This is a genomic window from Pseudoxanthomonas japonensis (assembly GCF_043632995.1).
Taxonomy (GTDB): domain Bacteria; phylum Pseudomonadota; class Gammaproteobacteria; order Xanthomonadales; family Xanthomonadaceae; genus Pseudoxanthomonas_A; species Pseudoxanthomonas_A japonensis.
The window spans coordinates 2,050,137-2,071,544 of sequence record NZ_CP171632.1; the positions used below are offsets into that span (position 1 = coordinate 2,050,137).

The 21,408-nt window shown below is 62.8% G+C and carries 17 protein-coding genes; 13 read left to right on the forward strand and 4 right to left on the reverse strand.

Annotated elements, in window-relative coordinates; genetic code table 11:
* The first annotated feature begins 2 nt into the window (after positions 1-2).
* From ACGHX3_RS09325 to ACGHX3_RS09345, 5 genes are all read left to right on the forward strand, one after another.
* The gene (locus ACGHX3_RS09325) at positions 3-845 is read left to right on the forward strand and encodes a cytochrome c (RefSeq protein WP_238408530.1); all 843 of its coding nucleotides are present in this window, start codon (positions 3-5) and stop codon (positions 843-845) included.
* A 70-nt stretch (positions 846-915) separates the two neighbouring features.
* Complete coding sequence (locus ACGHX3_RS09330) at positions 916-1,458, forward strand: DUF411 domain-containing protein (RefSeq protein ID WP_102254474.1); 543 nt, start codon at positions 916-918, stop codon at positions 1,456-1,458.
* Positions 1,459-1,534: 76 nt separating this feature from the next.
* Entirely contained in the window at positions 1,535-3,925 is a 2,391-nt protein-coding gene (locus ACGHX3_RS09335) for a heavy metal translocating P-type ATPase (RefSeq protein ID WP_394697266.1), read from the forward strand.
* A 28-nt stretch (positions 3,926-3,953) separates the two neighbouring features.
* Complete coding sequence (locus ACGHX3_RS09340) at positions 3,954-4,268, forward strand: hypothetical protein (protein WP_049395166.1); 315 nt, start codon at positions 3,954-3,956, stop codon at positions 4,266-4,268.
* A 74-nt stretch (positions 4,269-4,342) separates the two neighbouring features.
* The gene (locus ACGHX3_RS09345; protein WP_065031431.1) at positions 4,343-4,876 is read left to right on the forward strand and encodes a DUF305 domain-containing protein; all 534 of its coding nucleotides are present in this window, start codon (positions 4,343-4,345) and stop codon (positions 4,874-4,876) included.
* On the opposite strand, the gene hutG is transcribed toward ACGHX3_RS09345, so the two are convergent.
* From hutG to hutC, 4 genes are read right to left on the reverse strand one after another with little or no spacing between them, the layout of a single operon-like run.
* Entirely contained in the window at positions 4,873-5,835 is a 963-nt protein-coding gene (hutG, locus tag ACGHX3_RS09350; protein ID WP_394697197.1) for a formimidoylglutamase, read from the reverse strand. The genes ACGHX3_RS09345 and hutG overlap by 4 nt on opposite strands.
* On the reverse strand, positions 5,832-7,370 hold the full coding sequence (gene hutH, locus ACGHX3_RS09355) for a histidine ammonia-lyase (RefSeq protein ID WP_196768843.1): 1,539 nt from the start codon (positions 7,368-7,370) through the stop codon (positions 5,832-5,834). Before hutH ends, hutG begins: the two co-directional genes overlap by 4 nt.
* Positions 7,367-9,058: a urocanate hydratase gene (hutU, locus tag ACGHX3_RS09360; RefSeq protein WP_126945638.1), complete on the reverse strand. Its 1,692-nt coding sequence runs from the start codon at positions 9,056-9,058 to the stop codon at positions 7,367-7,369. The genes hutH and hutU overlap by 4 nt, the downstream gene beginning before the upstream one ends.
* A 7-nt stretch (positions 9,059-9,065) precedes the next feature.
* Positions 9,066-9,791, reverse strand: a complete 726-nt coding sequence (gene hutC, locus ACGHX3_RS09365; RefSeq protein WP_046932594.1) for a histidine utilization repressor — start codon at positions 9,789-9,791, stop codon at positions 9,066-9,068.
* Positions 9,792-9,948: 157 nt separating this feature from the next.
* Here hutC and ACGHX3_RS09370 point away from each other — a divergent pair, with 157 nt between their 5' ends.
* From ACGHX3_RS09370 to ACGHX3_RS09405, 8 genes are all read left to right on the forward strand, one after another.
* Positions 9,949-10,341, forward strand: a complete 393-nt coding sequence (locus ACGHX3_RS09370) for a CopL family metal-binding regulatory protein (protein WP_074053011.1) — start codon at positions 9,949-9,951, stop codon at positions 10,339-10,341.
* 117 nt (positions 10,342-10,458) lie between these two features.
* The gene (locus tag ACGHX3_RS09375; protein ID WP_126945635.1) at positions 10,459-13,179 is read left to right on the forward strand and encodes a TonB-dependent receptor; all 2,721 of its coding nucleotides are present in this window, start codon (positions 10,459-10,461) and stop codon (positions 13,177-13,179) included.
* 68 nt (positions 13,180-13,247) lie between these two features.
* A complete protein-coding gene (locus ACGHX3_RS09380; protein ID WP_334180374.1) occupies positions 13,248-13,937 on the forward strand; it encodes a PepSY domain-containing protein in 690 nt (229 codons plus the stop codon).
* Complete coding sequence (locus ACGHX3_RS09385; protein ID WP_394697198.1) at positions 13,934-15,760, forward strand: PepSY domain-containing protein; 1,827 nt, start codon at positions 13,934-13,936, stop codon at positions 15,758-15,760. Before ACGHX3_RS09380 ends, ACGHX3_RS09385 begins: the two co-directional genes overlap by 4 nt.
* Before the next feature lie 119 nt (positions 15,761-15,879).
* Entirely contained in the window at positions 15,880-16,443 is a 564-nt protein-coding gene (locus ACGHX3_RS09390) for an RNA polymerase sigma factor (protein WP_234932305.1), read from the forward strand.
* Positions 16,440-17,381 carry a FecR domain-containing protein gene (locus ACGHX3_RS09395; protein ID WP_102256730.1) on the forward strand — a complete coding sequence of 314 codons (942 nt, stop codon included), beginning with the start codon at positions 16,440-16,442 and terminating at the stop codon, positions 17,379-17,381. The genes ACGHX3_RS09390 and ACGHX3_RS09395 overlap by 4 nt, the downstream gene beginning before the upstream one ends.
* Before the next feature lie 98 nt (positions 17,382-17,479).
* Positions 17,480-20,518: a TonB-dependent receptor gene (locus tag ACGHX3_RS09400; protein ID WP_394697199.1), complete on the forward strand. Its 3,039-nt coding sequence runs from the start codon at positions 17,480-17,482 to the stop codon at positions 20,516-20,518.
* Positions 20,519-20,544: 26 nt separating this feature from the next.
* Positions 20,545-21,375 (forward strand): DUF4198 domain-containing protein, encoded by an 831-nt coding sequence (locus ACGHX3_RS09405; protein WP_394697200.1) that lies wholly within the window; start codon positions 20,545-20,547, stop codon positions 21,373-21,375.
* Positions 21,376-21,408 lie beyond the last annotated feature (33 nt).

Below are 21,408 nucleotides of genomic sequence, written 5' to 3' on the forward strand. Positions count from 1 at the left end.
CAATGAAATCCAACAAGAAGATGTGGGTATGGCTCGGTGCCGGCGTGGGATTGGTTGCGGTAGCCGCAACTGCCACGGTCTCTCTGGGCGTGTACAACGTGGCCGCCGACGATCCGCATAGTCGCCCGGTGTATGCGCTACTTGAAACGGCGCGCGAGCGTTCCATTGAGGTGCGCGCCGCCAAGCTTCAGGTGCCCACGAACCTGGATGATCCTGAGCGTATCCGCCAGGGTGCGGGCAACTACAACGCCATGTGCGTGACCTGCCATCTTTCGCCAGAGGCGGCGGCCACCGAGATGAGCAAGGGCCTGTACCCCGCGCCACCGAACCTAAGCAAACAGTCGGTCGCTCCAGCTGAGGCGTTCTGGGTGATCAAGCACGGCATCAAGGCCAGCGGCATGCCCGCGTGGGGCGGCAGCATGGACGATGAGTTCATCTGGAACATGTCGGCCTTCCTGCAGAAGCTGCCCACGCTGGACAAGGCCGGCTACCAGGCGTTGGTGGCCAGCAGTGATGGTCATTCACACGGCGGCGGTGAGACCGGCGGGCACTCGCACGGCGAGGAAGCGGGTGCAGATCACCATGGCAGCGGTGATGGAGCAGAGATGGGTGATGGCCATGACCAGGGTCATCAAGCCGGTGGCATGGACATGGACATGAGCAAAGCTAAGGAAGGCACCACGCACGTGCATGCTGACGGCAAGACGCACGTGCATGCGGCCGAGCCAGCCAAGCAACCCGCGCAGGCCACATCCGAAGCTGAGCACGATCAGCACTCCTCCATGCCAGCCAAATCAGCCGAGCCAGCTCCCAAGGCCGATGACGGCCACGACCACCAGCATTGATCCCTTCATGGAGCTGCCCCGGCTCCACGCCCGAGCGCCTCGGCGCTCGGGCATCTCTTGAGGACGCATGATGAATACTTCTCGCAGCTGTCTCTTTCTGCTGACCACGGCCTTGTCGCTGACCGCATGCGCGCGCCCCGAATCGGCTGTCAGTACAGAGGCGGCATCGGCCGCCCAATCTCCGACAACGTCGGCTGCGCAGCAGGTCGCTCAACCGCAGCGTCCGTTGCCGTTGGTCAAAGTACATAAGAGTGCGACCTGCGGTTGCTGCCAACTGTGGGTGGAGCATCTGGAGAAAGCAGGTTTTACGGTTGAGGTGCACAACAGCGAAGACCTCAACCCGATCAAGGCGCGCTTGGGCGTTCCTTATGGACGCGGCTCGTGCCATACCGCCGAGATCGATGGCTACATCGTCGAAGGTCATGTGCCGGTGCAGGACATCCTGCGCCTGCTTCGTGAGCGCCCGGTAGGCCGTGGATTAGTGCTACCGGGGATGCCCGCCGGTTCTCCTGGTATGGAGATGCCCGACGGACGTGTTCAACCCTATACGGTGGAATTTGTACTGCCCGACGGCACCACGCAGCCTTACGTCCTGCACGGTCAACGCAGCTGACAGTTTGCTCGCGATCCCTTCTTCCAGACCAGAGTGATCCATGTCCCCTCATTCCCACGATGAAGCCGGCAAGGCGATGCCGCAGGGTGCCAGCGATGGTCCAGACTCGGTGCGTGATCCGGTATGCGGTATGCAGGTCTCTGCGGCTAGAACGCCGTACCACGCCCTGCATGGCGGAACGAAGTATCACTTCTGCTCAGCCAAATGCCGAGAGCGGTTCATCACCAATCCCGTCCGCTATACGGACGATGCTCCCCAGCAAGTTGAAGTGACCGCCCCAGCAGCGGTGGCCCAACCCAGCGGTACCCACGCCACGGTCTACACCTGCCCGATGCATCCGCAGATTCGTCAACCAGGTCCCGGCACCTGTCCGATCTGTGGCATGGCGCTGGAGCCGGAGATGCCCTCGCTGGAGGAGGACGACAATCCGGAGTTACGCGATTTCACCCGAAGGTTCTGGTGGACATTGCCCTTGACCTTGATCGTCCTGGTCTTGGCCATGCTGGGACACCGTCTGCCCGGCTTGTCCACGCAGGCGCGCACCTGGATTGAGCTCGTGCTGAGCGCTCCAGTGGTGCTCTGGGCGGGGTGGCCATTCTTTGAGCGCTGCCTACAGTCCATCGGCAATCGCAGCCCCAACATGTGGACGCTGATCGGCATCGGCGTGGCCGCCGCGTTTGGCTACAGCGTGGTGGCCACCGTTGCACCGGGCCTGTTTCCGGACTCTTTCCGCGAGCATGGACGGGTAGGGGTCTACTTCGAGGCGGCAGCGGTCATCGTCTCGCTCACCCTGCTCGGACAGCTGCTGGAACTGCGGGCGCGTTCCAAAACCTCGGCGGCCATCAAGTCCCTGCTGGGATTGGCGCCCAAGACGGCTCGCCGCGTCAAACCCGATGGGGGCGAAGAGGACGTTGCGCTGGATCACGTGCACGTGGGTGACCTGCTTCGCGTACGACCGGGCGAGAAGGTGCCGGTCGATGGGGAGGTCATCGAAGGCCGCACCAGTGTCGATGAGTCGATGCTGACCGGTGAACCCATTCCGGTGGAGAAGGCTGTCGGTGATCACGTTATAGGCGCCACGCTCAACGGGACGGGCGCCTTGGTCATCCGGGCGGACAAAGTCGGATCCGGGACGGTACTGGCGCAGATTGTGCAGTTGGTAGCCCAAGCCCAGCGCTCCCGCGCGCCGATGCAGCGTATGGCGGACAAGGTGGCGTACTGGTTTGTCCTGGCCGTGCTGGCCACGGCGGTGCTCACGTTCTTCGGATGGGGTCTGTTTGGACCCGAACCGTCCTGGACTTTTGCCGTCCTCAATGCCGTATCGGTTCTGATCATTGCGTGCCCGTGTGCCCTGGGTTTGGCTACCCCCATGTCGATCATGGTCGCCACTGGCCGCGCTGCGCAGGTCGGGGTCCTGTTCCGCGATGCTCAGGCGATCGAGCAGCTACGTCTGATCGACACGTTGATCGTGGACAAGACCGGTACGTTGACCGAGGGCCGTCCAGCCTTTCGCGACACGCTCTCCTACGCCGGTTTCGATGCCGATCAGATCCTCAGCTTGGCTGGCAGCTTGGAGCAGGGCAGTGAGCATCCCTTGGCCGAGGCCATCGTGGCGGAAGCCCAGCGACGTGGCTTGAACCTGGTGGCCGCCCAAGATTTTGATTCGCTCACCGGTCAAGGCGTTCGCGGGCGCGTGTCCGATCAGGATGTGGTGCTTGGCAACCAAAGCTTGATGGCATCGGTAGGGGCTGATGTTGCGCCCTTGCAGAGCAGCGCCGAGCGTCTGCGCAAGGAAGGCGCCAGCGTGATGTTCCTGGCGGTCAATGGACGATTGGCCGGCGCCATTGCGGTAGCAGATCCCATCAAAGTCACGACTTTGCCTGCCTTGAACCTGCTACGTGCCGATGGCCTGCACGTGGTGATGGCCTCCGGTGACGCACAGGCGACGGCCGAGGCCGTGGGGCGCACGCTGGGCATCGAGGATGTGCGTGGCGGCGTCAAGCCGCAGGACAAGGCCGAACTGGTCCAGCAACTCAAGGCCCAGGGTCGTCGTGTGGCCATGGCTGGCGACGGCATCAACGATGCGCCGGCCCTGGCGGCAGCCGATGTGGGCATCGCGATGGGGACGGGCACGGATGTGGCCATGTCCAGCGCCCAGCTCACCCTGGTCAAGGGTGATCTGAGGCGCATCGTGCAAGCCCGTGCCATCTCGTCTTCGACGGTGGCCAACATGAAGCAGAACCTGGGCTTCGCCTTCGTCTACAACGCCATCGGCGTGCCTATCGCCGCCGGCCTGCTGTATCCCAGCTTCGGCCTTTTGCTCAGTCCGATGATGGCGGCCCTGGCCATGAGCCTGAGCTCGGTTTCGGTGGTCACCAATGCCTTGCGTTTGTCCGGCTCCACCGTTGTTGCCACCTCCCCCCCTGACCGCGCCGATGAGCCTGCGCGCGGCCATTCCTGTCACTGATGGCTCATATCCCACAAGGAGTACTGCAATGAAGCGTTATGCCTCCCTCTCGATGATGGCCCTGTTTCTGATGGCGGGCGCGGCCTTCGCCGGCGGCCAGACCACCACGCCCACCACCGACCACGGTCAGCACAAGCCGATGGACCACAAGAAGCAGGAGCATGGTCAGCACAAGCCGGCCGCGGCCGATGCCGATTTCACCAAGCTCGATACCAACAAGGATGGTGCGCTGTCCAAGGAAGAACTGGCCAAGCACAAGCTCGCGCCGCACTTCGGCATGCTTGATGGCAACAAGGACGGCAAGCTGAGCCCGCAGGAATTCGCTGCCGGCAAGGGTATGTAACTGCTATCTCCCCGGGGGCTGGTTCCTTGGCCCCCGGGATTCGGCGATGTTCTGCCATTCCCACGGAGATCGACATGTCTTCTTCGCACGGTAAGCACGAAAGCACGCACACGCAGCATTCAGAGCAACACGCCTCGCACGGAAGTTCCGGTCAGACGCATCAGGGCCACTACGGTCGCCTGCTGCTGATGATGGCCTTGTCGTTCCTGGCCATGTACGCCCTGATGTATGCCATGGTCGATCAGTGGGCCAACGTCTATAACAACGTCAACCAGTTCTACATGGCGGGCCTGATGGCCGCGCCGATGCTGTTGATCGAGCTTTGGCTCATGTCCAGCATGTACCCCGATCGTCGGCGTAATCTGATCCTGGCCGGCGTGACCGTGGCGTTCATGCTGTTCTGCTGGTGGGGAATTCGCACGCAGGCCGCGGTGACAGATCGGCAGTTCATCCGCTCCATGATTCCCCATCATGCCGGCGCCATTCTGATGTGCGAGGAAAACCGCCTGAAGGATCCCGAGCTGGTCAAGCTCTGCCAGGAGATCATCACCTCGCAGAAGCAGGAGATCGCCCAGATGAAACAACTTCTGGCTGAGCGCTCCCGCTAGCTCACTGCCTTTTGCCAGCCGGTATCACCCCACTGAGCCTGCGCGCTGACCATGCGGTGGATCAAGCGCGCAGCCACACGTGCGGTGGCCTGATCCGGATCCAGGGGCGGACACAGTTCCGCCACGTCGACCACACGTACCTTGCCCGAGGCCATGACCAGATCCAGCAGGGCTTCCAGGACCTCCAGATTCACCCCGCGTGGGTTGGGGGCACTCACGCCCGGGGCCACCGCCTGTGGCAGCACGTCCAGGCACAGCGTCAGGTAGATAACGTCAACCGCATCACACCACGCACGCAGAACCTCAGCCTGTGCCTGCCAATTCCAGGTGCACAGCACGTCATCGGTGAGGTAATGGGCGCCTTCGCGGTTGGCCGTGGCGAATAGACGCGCCGTGTTGCTGGATCGACTTACACCGATGCAGTGATACCGCAGCGGGGAGCGAATGCTGCGGGCATGCTCCAGTGCCTGCAGGAAGGGCGTGCCCGAGCTTGCACTGCCTTGCTCGCGCAGATCAAAGTGTGCATCGAAGTTGAAGATGCCGATGCGAGCTTTGGATGCGCCCAGGTGTCCGCGCAGTGCGGCGTAGCTGGCATACCCGATCTCGTGGCCGCCGCCCAGACCAATCACCCAATGCCCCTGATCCAGCAGTTGCTGCGCTCGATGGGAGTAGTGGGCCTGCGCCAGCTCCAATGCCTGATCCACGCAGGTGATGTCGCCCGCATCGTAGAGCGGAGCACAATGGAGCACAGGCAGGTTGGCCAAGGCGTTGCGAAGTGCACCGGGCCCTTGTGCGGCGCCCAGGCGGCCGGCGTTGCGACGAATCCCTTCATCGCTGGCAAATCCCAGCAGGGCAATGCCGGGCGCCTTAGGCTGCGGGTCCAAGGCCACCCTTTGGTGCCAGCGTTGCGTATCGGCGGTCGCCGGCAGGTCCACGCGTCCGTGCCAAGCCAGATTCACGCGCGCAGATCCTGCAGCGGCCAGTCCAGGAACGCGCGCAAACCGCCCCGCTCGATCAAGGCTTCCATCGCCTGCATTTCCGGCGCCAGATAGCGATCCTCATCGTAGCGGGGCACCTCGCTACGCACCTGCGCATGCACTGCCTCCAATGCTTGCGAAGACGCCAGTGGCCGCCTGAACTCGATGCCTTGGCAGGCGGCGAGCAGTTCGATGGCCACAATCCGGCGCACGTTGTCGGCCACCTCGCGCGACTTGCGCGCGGCGAAGGTGGCCATGCTGACATGGTCCTCCTGATTGGCCGAGGTGGGCAGGGAGTCCACACTGGCCGGGTGGGAGAGGGTCTTGTTCTCGCTGGCCAGGGCGGCCGCGGTCACGTGCGCGATCATGAAGCCGGAGTTCACGCCCGGATTGGCGACCAGGAAGGCGGGTAACCCGGAGATCGTGGCATCGATGAGTAGGGCGATGCGCCGTTCCGACAGGGCGCCAATCTCGGACACCGCCATCGTCAGCTGGTCCGCGGCAAAGGCTACCGGTTCGGCGTGGAAGTTGCCGCCGGAGATCACCTCGCCGGTGTCGGTGAACACCAGCGGATTGTCGGAGACTGCGTTGGCTTCGGTCAGCAGCACGTGGGCGGCGTGCTGCATGACATCGCGCACCGCCCCCATGACCTGAGGCTGACACCGAAGGCTGTAAGGGTCTTGCACGCGGGTGTCGTTGTGAAGGTGCGATTGGCGAATGGCGCTGCCGGCCAGCAGTCGCTGGTAGTGTGCGGCCACTGCTATCTGGCCGGGCTGGCCACGCACGGCGTGGATGCGCGGATCGAACGGAGCATCGGAGCCGCATGCCGCATCCACGCTCATCGCGCCCGTTAGCACGGCGGCCGCATAGACTTGTTCGGCGGCAAACAACGCCATCAGCGCAATGCCCGTGGACACTTGGGTGCCGTTGAGCAATGCCAGCCCTTCCTTGGCTGCCAGTCGGATGGGAGCGATCCCGGCATCTTGCAGGGCCTGGCTGGCCGACAGGATCTGCCCGTCGACACGTACCTGGCCTTCGCCCATGGCCGCCAAGGTCAGATGCGCCAAGGGGGCCAGATCACCGGATGCACCGACTGAGCCTTGGGAGGGAATACAGGGCCAGATCCTGGCGTTGTAGATCGCGATCAGGGTAAGCAGGGTATGCTCGCGTACACCGGAGTAGCCTCGCGCCAAAGAAGCGATCTTGGTGGCGAAGATCAGGCGCACGCAGGCATCGTCGAGCAATGGCCCCATGCCCACGGCGTGCGAGCGCACCAGGTTGGTTTGCAACTGTTCCAGTTGCTCGCGCGGGATATGGACTTTGGCCAGCTTGCCAAAGCCGGTGTTGATGCCATAGGCCGGCTCGCCGGCGGCCACGATGGCCTGCACGGCCTGCGAAGAGGCGCGGACGTTGTCCCAGCAATCTGCGTCCAAGGCGATGGGATCAGTCCCGTGCGCGATCTGCCGCAGTTGGGCCAACGTCAGCTGGCCCGGTGTCAGGGTAAGCATGCGATTCACTCCAGAATGGCCGGCAAGGTCAGGCCATGCTCACGGGCACAGGCCAGTGCCTGCTCGTAGCCCGCGTCGGCGTGGCGCATCACGCCCGTTGCCGGGTCGTTCCACAACACACGCGCCAGCCGGCGATCGGCTTGCTCGGTGCCATCGCACACGATGACCACGCCTGAGTGTTGCGAGAAGCCCATCCCGACGCCGCCGCCATGATGCAGGCTCACCCAGGTCGCACCGCCACTGGCAGCCAGCAGCGCGTTGAGTAGCGGCCAATCCGAGACCGCATCGGAGCCATCGCGCATGCCTTCGGTTTCACGGTTGGGGCTGGCTACCGAGCCGCAGTCCAGATGATCGCGTCCGATGACGATCGGTGCTTTGAGCTCGCCATTGCGCACCATTTCGTTGAAGGCCAGCGCGGCCTTGTGGCGCTCGCCCAAGCCCAACCAGCAGATCCGTGCGGGCAGACCTTGGAAGGCAATGCGCTCGCGGGCCTGGTCCAACCAGTGGTGAAGATGCGTGTTGTCAGGAAACAGTTCCTTGACCTTAGCATCGGTCTTGTAGATGTCTTCTGGATCCCCGCTCAGGGCCACCCATCGGAACGGGCCCATGCCGCGGCAGAACAGCGGACGGATACAGGCGGGCACGAAGCCGGGGAAGGCAAAAGCATTGTCCACGCCCTGATCCAGCGCCACCTGGCGGATGTTGTTGCCGTAATCGATCGTCGGCACGCCCATGGCGTGGAAATCGAGCATCGCGCGCACATGCGTGGCACACGAGGCCGCGGCAGCCTGCGCCAGCTCGCGTCGCTGACCATCGTCACCGCTGCGGGCCTGCTCCCACTGTGAGAGGGTCCATCCGGCGGGCAGATAGCCATTGATCAGATCGTGCGCCGAGGTCTGATCGGTCACCGCATGGGGGCGGGCGCCGCCACTACGTGCAAGGGCGACGAACTGCGGCAGCAGTTCGGCCGCATTGCCCAGCAATCCCACCGACACGGGGACTGGACTACTTTCAATGATCTGCAAGGCCTGCTCGATGGAGGTTGCCTTGTGATCGACATAGCGCGTGCGAATGCGAAAATCGATTCGCGACTCTTGGCACTCGATCACGATGCTGCTGGCCCCGGCCAAGGTCGCCGCCAACGCCTGCGCACCACCCATACCGCCCAAGCCGGCGGTAAGGATCCACTTGTTCTGCCAGTTGCCACCGTAGTGCTGGCGCCCCAACTCCACGAAGGTCTCGTACGTGCCCTGGACGATGCCCTGGCTGCCGATGTAGATCCAACTGCCGGCCGTCATCTGGCCGTACATCATCAAGCCCTTCTTATCGAGCTCGTTGAAGTGCTCCCACGTCGCCCAATGGGGGACGAGGTTGGAGTTTGCGATCAGCACGCGTGGCGCATCGGGGTGTGTGCGGAAAACACCGACGGGCTTGCCCGACTGGACCAGCAAGGACTCATCGTTCTCAAGCGATCGCAACGTTTCCAAGATGCGGTCAAAGCTTTTCCAGTCGCGCGCAGCACGACCGATGCCGCCGTAGACCACCAGGTCTTCCGGGCGCTCGGCAACATCGGGGTCCAGATTGTTCTGGATCATGCGGTAGGCCGCTTCAGTCAGCCAGCTCTTGCAGTGCAGCTGGGTGCCGATCGGAGCGCGAACGGTGCGCGCAGGGGAAGCGGAGCGTTCCAAGGTATCCATCAAATCCTCAAGGGGTCAGGGGGGCGCCAACCTGGAAGGTGCCCACAAAGCGGTAACGAGATGCCGGGTGAATCAGCCGCACAAAGCTGGCCACCTGTCCGCGCGACCACGTACGTCGGGTCAGCACCAGCAACGGATCGCCTTCGTTGATCTTCAGTTGCGCAGCCAGACGCTTGCTGGCCGTCTCGGCTTCAATCACATGTTCGGCGCGCTCCAGCGGCGCAACGCGCATCAAGTACTGATGCGGAATCTCGGTGTGGAAATCGATGTCCAGGTAATCCGGCGCCACGCTGGGTTGCACAAAGCGATCCTCCAACTGCACGGGCTTGTCATCGCTGTGGTGGAGCAGGCGGCTGTGGAACAGCTCCGTGCCCGGTGTCAGGCCGAAGTTGGTCGTCACACTGGAGCGCGCCTCGACCGTCTCGCAGATCAATACCTGGACCGAGTGTGTCTGGCCGCGGGACTGAATCTCTTCGCGAATGTTGCGCACCTCGAACATCGCCGATTCGGCCTTGGGCCCGGCGACGAACGTGCCCACGCCTTGCACTCGGGTCAGCACGCCGGCATCGGTCAACTCGCGCAGCGCTCGATTCACTGTCATGCGAGACAAGCCGAACTTGGCCGTCAGTTCGTTCTCGCTGGGGACGCGACTGCGCGCGGGCCAGTCGCCGTTGGTGATGTGACGCAGGATGAAGTGCTTGAGCTTCTGGTAGTGCGGCTTGGGTTCGTCCATGGGCCAAGCATTACATGTCTATACAACCAGTCCAACCACTTTCGATGCTGTGCTGCACAAGCAGTTGACACTAAGAATTTCCTCGTGCTATTGCTGTGGTATAGACAACCTGCGGGTTCGCCACACGCTCATGTCGTCGCTTCGCGTGCTACTGCGTATGTTCCTGATCCTCGTGCTCTGCGCGGATGGGATCCTGAGCGCGCAGGCCACCACGCGGATGGCCGTGCGGCATATTCCTCCCCCAGGTGCGGTGAATGGCACCCACTCGGTGCACGGCGGCGCGCGTGTCAATGAACGCGCCAAGATTAGTAACGATTGCAACAAAATTCGTCCCGGTGGCAAGCAAGCCGGGCAGGGTGATCAGAACGATCATCAGTGCGACTGCAGCACCACCTCCTGCGACTGCAGCTGTGTGCTCACCTTCTTCGCCGGGCGTGTGCCGGTCATCTTTGCCGCTCAGCACGCCCTGACGAGCACCTACCTACCTACGCCTGAGTTGCCGCCGCTGCGACGACAGGTATCCCGGCTGTTCCGACCTCCCATCGGCTAATGCTGCTTGGTCGCCATTGATTGGCGACGTCTACGCACGCCCTGATGTCGCATAGGCCCCCACGTCTGGGGCACCAGGGTCATACGCATGCATTGCCCTTCGGGGGAGAGAGAACCCATGTACTTCAAGCGCAATCCTTTGGCGGTATCCGTCGGTGCCCTTCTGTGCGCCGGTTTTTCCACGGTGGCTCTGGCTCAGCAGGCTGAACAGGGCGCCACGAGCGAGTCGGCCAAGACGCTGGACACCGTCCAGGTCACCGGTAGCCATATCAAGCGACTGCAGCTCTCCGGTGTTGGTCCGGTCAGCGTGGTGGATGCCGAAGCCATCGAGCGCTCCGGCGCCACTTCGGTGGAGACGCTGCTGCAGCGCCTGCCGGCCTCGGCCGGCTTTGCCGGCAGCCAGTCCAATGCCTACTGGGCCGAGAACGGCTACGGCACTACTCAGGTCAATCTGCGCGGCCTGGGCATTAACCGCACGCTGGTTCTGCTCAATGGTCGTCGTGTGGTCAATGGTGGCACCGGTGCCAACAGCTCGGTGGACCTGAACATCATCCCGGTAGCGCTGATCGAGCGGATCGAGGTCCTCAAGGACGGTGCCTCAGCCATCTACGGTGCCGATGCCGTGGCGGGCGTGGTGAACATCATCACCAAGAAGAACTACGACGGTGCCGAGGCGGCAGTGCGTTATGGACAGACCTTCGAAAGTGATGGCGAAGAAAAGTCGTTCGATTTCGCCTGGGGTATTACGTCAGACCGCGGTTCGTTGATGGCCGGCATCAACTACTCAGAGACCGGCACGGTCAACATGGCCTCACGCGCACCGTGCGGCTTGGGTGAGGTCGACGGGCAACTAGAATGTGTGGGCAGCTCGGCCACCATCGGTGGGCGCGCATTGCTAGCCGATGGCTCGCGCGTGAACTTCAACCAGGATCCCAATGGTGACGGGGATTTCTATGAACCGTATTCGGCGGCCAAACATAACTACAACGGCAATCCCTATCTCAATGCCGTCAACCCCATCAAGCGTTTGAGCTTCAGCCTGTTCGGCGACAGCACCGTGAATGAAACCACGCGCGTGTTCACCGAGTTGATGTTCACCAACCGCCAGTCCGACCAGTTGGCCACGCCCGGCAGCCTGGGTGTCTATCGCCCGATCAACATCGCGGCCAGCCACCCGACCAACCCGACCGGCCAAGACCTGCTGCTGCAGCGCCGCCGTCTGGAAGAGGCCGGCCCGCGCGAGTTCTTCCAGGAAACCAATACCTTCCGCGTGGTCGCGGGCATTGAAGGCCAGTTGGGCATGAACTGGGACTGGTCGGCCGCGCTGAACTGGGGGCGCAACACCGGTGTGGATGGCTCGACCAATGTGGCCAACCTGGACCGGGTGGATGACACGCTCAATACCGCGGTGTGCAGCAACACGCCCGGCGCGGCGATCCCCTGCGGTGACTATCTCGGCTACGGCGACCTGACCCCCGAGGTGCTCAACTACATCCTGTTCAGGACGCGCGATAACGGCGGTAATGACCAGAAAAGCTTCACCGCCAACATCAGCGGCCAGCTATTCGAGATGCCGGCCGGTTGGGTGGGCTTTGCCTCCGGCATCGAGGTTCGCAAGGAGCGTGGTTGGCGCGATCCTGATCCGCTGACGGTGCTGGGCATTGCCAACACGAACCAACAGGATCCGATCGCCGGTGAGTACACGGCCAAGGAAGCCTTCGCCGAGTTTGCCGTGCCGCTGTTGCAGGACAGCGTGATCGCCGAGAGCCTGACGCTCAATGCCGCGGTGCGTTACTCCGACTACGATCTGTTCGGCGAAGACGTGAACTACAAGGTGGGCCTGGATTGGCAGATCGTGCCGTCCTTGAAGGTGCGCGCCAACTACGCCACGGCTTTCCGCATCCCTAACATCCCCGAGCTGTTTGGTGGCGTGGCCGAGGGCAACCTGACCACGACCGATCCCTGTAGCGGCTGGAGCAGCTTGCCGGCTGATTCGGTAGTGCGTCAGAACTGCCAGGCGTACGGCGTACCGGCGGGCTACGTGCAGCCGGGCAACACGATCCTGACCACCTCCGGCGGTAATCCTGACCTGGAGCCGGAAGATGCCAAGTCCTTGACCGTGGGCGCGGTCTGGACCCCGCGCTTCCTGCCAGGGCTGACGCTGACGGTGGACTACTTCAACATCAAGATCGACAACGCCATCCAGCGTATCGATGGCTCAACCAAGCTGTCGATCTGCTACAACACCCCGGGCTTGGCGCATCCGTTCTGCGGCAATGACAACTTCACCCGCAACCCGATCACCGGTGAAGTGGACTTCCTGTCGTCCCAGCCGGTCAATGCGGCCAACGAGCGGGTACGGGGCATCGACCTGGGTGGTCTGTACGAGTTCGCGGTCGCTGGGTTCGATTCGACTTTGAGTGTGGATGTGTCCTATCTGGACCAGTACGACGTGCGGCCGTTCCCGGGCGCGGAGGTGATCGAGTACGCCGGCAAGATCACCGGTGGCCGTGGCAGCTTTACTCACTGGCGCGCCTTGACCTCGCTGACGATGGAGCGCGAAGCCTGGTCCGGCTCTTACAGCTTGCAGTACATCGGCAAGGCGGATGACATCAACGCCAGCCCCGGCGACATTGGCGATCATGCCCCCAGCGTGACCTACCACAATGTCCAGCTCAAGTACGCACCGAACAAGACCTTCGATGTGTCCTTCGGCATCGACAACCTGTACGACAAGAAAGCCCCGTTCATCCAGAGCTACACCGACGCCAATACCGACACGATGACGTATGACCTGCTGGGTCGTCGTTGGTATGCACGCGTGGGTTACCACTGGTAAGGCCCGCTTCACCTGCCCCCGTCCGTGTGACGGGGGCAGGTGTCGTCTTCCTGTCGAACGAGATCACTATGAAATCGGCTTTCTGGGCGCGTAAGGCCCACAAATGGATTGGCCTGATCATCGGCGTGCAAGCGCTGCTGTGGATGATCAGCGGCGTGTACATGACGGTCATTTCCTTGGACATCATCCATGGCGATCACCTGGCCCATGCGCATCAGCAACCGCTGGTCGCACCCACGCACTTGTCAGGTGAGGAGCTGCAGCGCCGCTACCCGGGCATGACCCAGGTCAAGCTCAAGCGCCTGCTAGAGCGGGATGTCTATGAGATCCATGCCCGCGACAAGATCTACCTGCTCGACGCTACGACCGGCCAGGTGCTCTCGCCGGGCGATCAGCAGATGGCGATCGCGCTGGCCAAGGCGGTGTACCAGGGCCAAGCGCCGGTAGCCCGGGTCGAATGGGTGACGCAGGCGCCGCAGGAAGTCGCCACCCGCCCGGTTCCCATGTGGGCCGTGCACTACGCCGATGCTGGTGAAACGACGTTGTACTTCTCGCCCTATAGCGGCGAGTTGCTCGCGCGCCGGCACAGCCTGTGGCGTTGGTTCGATTTCCTGTGGATGTTCCACATCATGGACTACGAGGCGCGCTCGGACGTCAACAACACTCTGTTGCGCGTGGCCTCGGCGGTCGGACTGGTGTTCGTGCTCAGTGGCGCCTGGCTGTTGTTCTACAGCTTCCGCAGGAGGGCCGCAGCATGACGCCCTGGATGAGAACGCTGCACAAATGGGTCGGCTTGATCATCGGCCTGCAGTTGCTGCTTTGGATGGCCAGTGGCGTGATGATGAGCTGGTTGGATCACGATCAGGTGCAGGGCCATCAGTTCCAGGCCCACGCGCATGCCGCGCATGACTGGCCCGCCAACGCCCGATCGCCGGCCAGCTTTCTGGGTGGCAACAAGAAGATCAGCCGCGTGAGTTCTGGCTGGCTGTTGGACACGCCGGTGTACCAATTGGCCGATGCGCAAGGTGTCACCTTGGCCAACGCCGTTACGGGCCAGCCGATCCCCTTGGGTTCGGCCTGGGCCACCCGCCTGGCTCAGGCCTCCTACACCGGACCGGGCACGCTGAAAGCGCCGCGCCTGTTGGAGTGGAGCGGGGAGGTGCGCGATCACGAGGGGCGTCTGTGGCGTGTGGACACCGATGACACGCAGGACACCACGGTGTACCTGTCTGCCCAGACGGGCGAAGTGCTCTACCACCGCAACAAGACCTGGCGTCTATTCGATGTGTTCTGGATGTTGCACATCATGGACTACACCGGGCGCAAGAACTTCAACAACCCGTTGGTGGTCACTGCCGCGATCGGCGGTCTGTGGTTGGCCCTGACCGGGATCTGGCTGCTGTTTGCCAGCTTCCACTGGAGCGAGTTCGTGCCGCGCCGCTGGCGTCCGGCCCGCGAGTTGTCGGTATTCGGTCCGGACGGGACACGGCTGCGCACCGTACGGGCGTCGGCAGGCGACAACGTCTACGTCTCGCTGGCACGCGAGGGCGTGCAACTGCCGTCCAACTGTGGAGGAGGGCAGAGCTGTGGTCTGTGCGAGGTGCGCTTCCGCGGCGCGGCGCCCAAAGCCACCGCGGCCGATCGCGCCCACCTGGGCGCCAGCAAGGTCAAGATGGGCTATCGCCTGGCCTGCAACCTGGCCGTGACCGAGGACACCGATGTCGAGGTGGCCGGCGGGGCCAGCCTGTGGACCGAGTATGCGGCCACCGTGGAGCAGGTTACGGCAGTGACCCCGTTCCTGCGCGAGATCGTGCTCAAGCCCGACGAGGCTGCCGGACCGGAGTATCAGCCCGGTGCTTACCTGCAGGTGCACGTGCCCGATTACGACGTGCCTGTTCACAAGTTGGTGCGACCCGAACACCACCATCAGGATTGGGCCGGCGTGGATCTGCCGGAAAAGCTGGTCAATCGCGAGCCGGTACGCCGGGCCTATTCCTTGGCCTTGCCCATTGATCAGGCGCAGGGTCGTCTGACGTTGCTGGCGCGCTTCAGTCCCGGCAGATCGGACAAGAAGCGGCAACCGCCGGGCAGGGGATCGACCTACCTGTACACGCTCTCGCCGGGGGATCGGGTTTCTTTCTGCGGCCCCTTCGGTGACTTCGCGCTCAAACCCCACGGGCGGGAGAAAGTGTTCATCGGCGGCGGCGCTGGCATGGCGCCGCTGCGCGCGATGATTCGGACGCTCTTGGCGGGGCAGGGCGGTGAGCGGATCCACTTCTGGTATGGCGCACGCAGCCTTAAGGAGGCACCGTACATCGAGGAGATGGAGCGCCTGGCCCAGCAGCACGAGAACTTCAGCTGGCACTTGGTGCTGTCAGATGAAGCGCAGAACGACGATGCGCTCTTGAGGGGTCTGGTTCACGAAGTGGCCCACGATCGTCTGCTCAAAGCCCATCAGGCCCTGGCTGATTGCGAGTTTTACCTGTGCGGACCGCCGGCCATGCTCAAGGCCACCCGAGAGCTACTGAGCAGGCTGGGGGTACCCGACAGCCAGGTGGCGTACGACGACTTCAAGATCTGATCCCAGCACCCGCCGGCCCAGCAGGCCGGCGGGTGCTGCGGTGTACCGGATTTCCCGACCGCGCTCGTCCCAGTGAATGGACGTGCCTGAGCCTGCCCGATGAATCAGCGAGTACCCTGGTGACCACCGCACTGGATGAGTGGTTCATCGCCCATGTCTTGCCGCTGGAAGGCCTGATCCACGCCTTTCTGCGCCGGCATGGGCATGAGGACAGCGAGATTCCTGATCTTCGGCAGGAGGCTTACACACGCATATACGAAGCCGCGCGTCGGGGTCTGCCGTCGCAGGCCAAACCTTTTGTCATGACCACCGTACGCAACCTGCTCATTGATCGCATCCGCCGCTCACGCATCGTGTCCATAGAAGCCATGGCCGATGTCGAGCAGGCGGTGATGCAGAGTGATGAGGTGACGCCGGAGCGGCATCTGGGCGCACGCGATGAGTTGCGGCGCCTCCAGCAAGGCCTGCAGAAACTGCCCGCCAAATGCCGGCAGATCGTCGAGCTTCGCAAGATCTACGGCTTGAGCCAACGCGAAGTGGCCAGCCGCCTGGGCATTGCCGAAGATACGGTGGAGCGCCAGACGTTGTTGGGCATGCGCGCATTGGCGGACTTCATGCTTGGCGGTACCGGCAAGATTCAGCGCCCGGCCCGGCGCTTCAACAAGGAACGTTCGCACCCATGAGCCCGCACAACGACATCGAACAAGTTGCTGCGCAGTGGATCAATCGCGCCCAATCTTCGCAGTGGACCGCGCAGGACCAGAGGCAGCTTGATGCTTGGTTGGGGCAGGATACGGCCCATCGTGTGGCCTGGCTTCGTTTGAAGTCGGTCTGGGATCGAGCCGATCGACTGGCGGCCGTGCGCGGCGTGCAATCACCTCGCACGCGGCGTTGGGCCTCACCGGTGCGTTGGTCAGCGGCCGCGGCGGTGGCAATGCTGGCCGTACTGCTGAACATGCCCTGGTGGGGGCCGGGTACTCGCTACACCACCGAGGTTGGGGGGCGGGAAGTCGTGGCCTTGTCGGACGGTTCGCGGGTGGAACTGAATACGCACACCGAGCTCCGCGCGCAGGTGGATCCCTCGCTGCGCCATGTATGGCTGGACAAAGGCGAAGCCTTCTTCGACGTAAAGCCAGACCCTGCGCATCCGTTTGTGATCCATGCCGGCGACCACAAGGTGGTGGTCTTGGGAACGAAGTTCTCCGTCAGGCAAGAACGCGAGCGCCTGGAAGTGGCGGTGCTGGAAGGCAAGGTGCGCGTCGAGCCGATGGTGGCCAAGCCCGGCCGCCCGCCCGTGATCGTACAGGGCGGCGGTTTGCTGTACAGCAAACCGGCCGGCACGCTCGTAGCGGTGAATGCGCAGGACAAGGTGCGGCGATCCCTGAGCTGGCGCCATGGCACATTGGAGTTCGATCAATCCACCTTGGCCGATGTGGCAGCCCAGTTCAATCGCTACAACGAAAAGCAGCTGGTGCTGATGGATACGGAAACCGCCCACATGCGCGTGGGTGGCAGCTTCGATGCCGCCGGGGTGGATGCCTTCGCGCGACTGCTGGCCACGGGCTTCAATCTGCGCGTAGAGACACACGGCGATCAGATTCGTGTCTCGCAACCGCATTGAATCGCCTACAGACATCAATCTGAAATATTTCATACCGGAACTGCGTCGCCATCTCGTCTCAGACATAAGGCCGATTTGCGCCGACCTGGGGAAAATGCATGGCACGTACGAAAGTGGCGAGGACAGCGTTGGCTGTCATGTGTGGTCTGGTCATCGCGGCCTCGGCCGCAGCACAAACAAGCACCTTTGATATTCCAGAAGGGGATCTGAAGGTCGCGCTGGAGGCCTATGCCAGGCAGTCGGGCGTTCGTCTGGTCTACCTGAGCGAAGACGTGCGCGATCGGCGCACCTCCGGGGCGCGCGGTGACATGTCCCAGGACGCGGCGCTGAACCGTCTGCTGGCGGGCACTGGGTTGACCGTCAAGCGGGATCAAAGTGGCGCATTGGCCATCGTCCGCGAGGCGGCAAATGCACCGGCGCCCAGTATCCGCAGCACACCATCTTCCAGCCTAGGGCAAGCCGGCTCCGACACGTACACCTCCACCGTCTCCGGCGGTGCCGACGCCTCCACGACGTCGACCACTGCACCCACCACCTTTGATGCGGTCCAAGTAACCGGCAGCCATATCAAGCGTGCCCAGATGTCCGGCGTGGGACCCACCACGGTCATCGATGCCGAGACTATCCAGAGCTCCGGCGCCGTGTCCGTGGAAACACTGTTGCAGCGCTTGCCTGCATCGGCCGGCGCGGCCGGCTCGCAATCCAACAACTTCTGGACCGGTAACGGTAACGGCACCACCCAGATCAACCTGCGTGGCTTGGGCGTAAACCGCACATTGGTGCTGCTCAACGGCCGGCGCGTAGTCAATGGTGGCACCGGCGCCAACAATTCGGTGGATCTGAACGTAGTGCCGCTTGCCCTGGTAGATCGCATCGAAATCCTGAAGGATGGTGCATCGGCCATCTACGGCGCCGATGCCGTAGCCGGCGTGGTGAACATCATTACGCGCAAGGAAATGGATGGCGTGGAGATGTCCACCCGTTATGGCCAAACCTTCAAAGGTGATGGCGAGATCGGCTCGTTCAACTTGGCCTTCGGCACCACAGGCGAGCGCAGTTCGATGTCCGGTGCGCTGACCTATGCCGAAAGTGGCACCATCACGATGGCCTCGCGCGCGCCGTGCCCGCTAGGCGTAGTGGCGGGCACGCTGCAGTGCGTGGGCAACTCATCCACCATCGGCGGTCGTGCACGCTTGGCCGATGGCCGGGTAGTCAACTTCAATCAGGATCCCAATGGAGATCCGCGCTCTTACGAGCTCTACGATCCCGCCAAGCACAACTACAACTACAACCTGCTGCTCAATGCCGTCAGCCCGATCAAGCGCATTGGCCTGAGCGGCTTTGGCCAGTTCGACCTGACTGAGAACACGCGCCTTTTCACCGAACTGATGGCGACCAATCGCCAGTCCAACCAGCGTGCCTCGCCCAACACCCTGGGCGTCTATCGCACGATCCGGATTGCTGCCACCAATCCGACCAACCCCACCGGCCAAAACCTGACCTTGGAGCGCCGGCGTCTGGAAGAAGCTGGAGCGCGCATCACCGAGCAGGAGGTCGATACGTTCCGCACCGTGCTAGGGCTGGAAGGGCAGTGGGGCGATAACTGGGCATGGAATGTGGCGTTGAACTGGGGGCGCAATTCGGCCACCGACAGCTCGACCAACATTGCCAACCTGGACCGGGTGGAAAACACTCTCAATACCAGCCTGTGCAGCAACACCCCGGGCGCGGCCATTCCTTGCGGCAACTATCTGGGCTACGGCAATCTGACGCCTGAAGTGCTGGACTACATTCTGTTTACCCAGCGTGGCTCAGGTGGCAACAGCCAGCAGGGCTTTAGCGGCACCATTTCCGGCGCCCTGTTCGATCTGCCCGCCGGCAGCGTCGCCTTCGCCTCGGGCGTGGAGTTTCGCAAGGAACGCGGTTGGCTGTATCCGGACCCGCTGGTGGTCAACGGCAGCGCCAACATCGTGCGTCAAGATCCGATCGAAGGCGAGTACTCGGCCAAGGAAGCGTTTGTCGAGTTCGCCGTCCCGCTGTTGCAGGACATTCCGCTGGTGGACTACGCCACCTTGAACCTGGCCGGCCGCTATTCGGACTACGACCTGTTCGGCAGCGACACCAACTACAAGGTGGGGTTGGATTGGCAGGTGGCCGAACCTCTCAAGATCCGTCTCAACTACGCCACGGCTTTTCGCATCCCCAGCATTCCGGAGTTGTTCGGTGGCATCGGCCAAGGCAGCTTGACTACGCTGGATCCGTGCAGCAACTGGAGCACGTTACCGGCCGACTCGGTCATTCGGGCCAACTGCCAAGCCGCGGGCGTGCCGACCAACTTTCGTCAGTTGGGCAACACCATCCTCACCACGACCGGCGGCAATCCCGACCTCAAGCCTGAAGATGCGCGGACCTTCACGGCAGGCTTTGTGTGGACCCCAGGGTTTGCGCCGGGGCTGACGCTCACGGCCGATTACTACCGTATCCGCATCGAGAATGCGATCCGTAGCATTGAAGGCTCGGTCAAGCTGCGTGCGTGCTACACCACACCGAACCTGGCCCATCCGTTCTGCTCGCCGGCCAACTTTACCCGTGATCCGGTTACCGGTGAGGTCAACTACCTCTCGTCCCAGCAGGTCAATGCGGCCAGCGAGGAATCCGAAGGCGTGGATATCGGCGTGCTGTATCAGTTCGATGTGGCCGGCTGGCAGGCCAGCGCGAGTCTGGACGCCTCGTATCTTGAGCGTTACGACGTCACTCCCTTCGCCGGTGCCACCACCATTGAGTACGCCGGCAAGATCACCAGCGGCTTGGGTAGCTACACCCAGTGGCGTGGCTTGGGCTCACTGCGCATGGGCAAAAACCGTTGGACCGGCGTCTATTCGGCGCAGTACATCGGCAGCGCGGACGACATCATCGCCGTGCCCGGCACGATCGGCTCGCATGTGTCCAGCGTGGTGTACCACAACCTGCAACTGAGCTACGGCATCAAGAAGAAATGGGACATCTCCGCCGGCGTTGAAAACGTGCTCGATAAGAAGGCGCCGTTCGTGCAGAACAACCCCAACGCCAACACCGACACCATGACGTACGACTTGCTGGGTCGTCGCTGGAATGTCCGCTTTGGTTACCACTGGTAAGCCACGATCCCAAGGAGCTACACATCATGAGAAACACGCAACTATCCGCCGCACTACTGCTGTTCGCGGTGGCCGGCAGCGCCGGCGCGCACGACCTGTTTGTCGCGTTCTCCAAGCCCGGCACCGCAGCGGGCGAGGCGAACACAGCGTTGGTGAACAATGGCACCTTCGATGAAAGTGCAGGTGCAGTCACCCGAGCGCGTCTACAGGACGTTTCGCTGAGTCAGGGCGGCGCTAAGGCTGCCCCGGACTTGGCCAGTTGGAAAGAGGTCGGCAAGCAGAGCCAGCTCACCGTGCATCCGGCGGGCGAGGGCACCTATCTGCTGGGGGTCTCGACGATGGCTTCCACCAGCACCCGTACGGCCAGCGAGTTCGGCAAGTACCTGGAGTTGGAAGACTTGCCCGATACCCTGGCCACCTATGATGCGAGCAAGTTTCCCAAAGGGGTCACCTATAGCTATACCAAGCATGCCCGTGCCATTGGACAAGTGGGCTTGAAACTGACTGACGACTTCGCTGCCTCGCTGGGCTATCCGTTGGAGATCCGCTTGGCCCGCAATCCTGGAAGCGTGAAGGTCGGCGAACAGCTGTCGTTCCAGGTGCTGCAGCAGGGCACGCCAGTGCCCAACCTACGCGTGTACGTCGGTCATCGTGCTGACGCACCGGTCAACGGTGGGCACGGTAGCGCTACGCTCCTGCGCACCGATGCCCAAGGCCAAGCCAGTTTCCAGGTGACCACCGCCAAGACCTGGTACATCCACACCAATCACATGGTGCCCTCTACACAAAAGGGTTTGGATTTTGTGTCGGATCGGGCGTCGCTGAGCTTTGAGATTTCCCCGCACGCCGGGCACTGATAAGTAAGCATGTAGGCGGTACTCTCCCCTTTG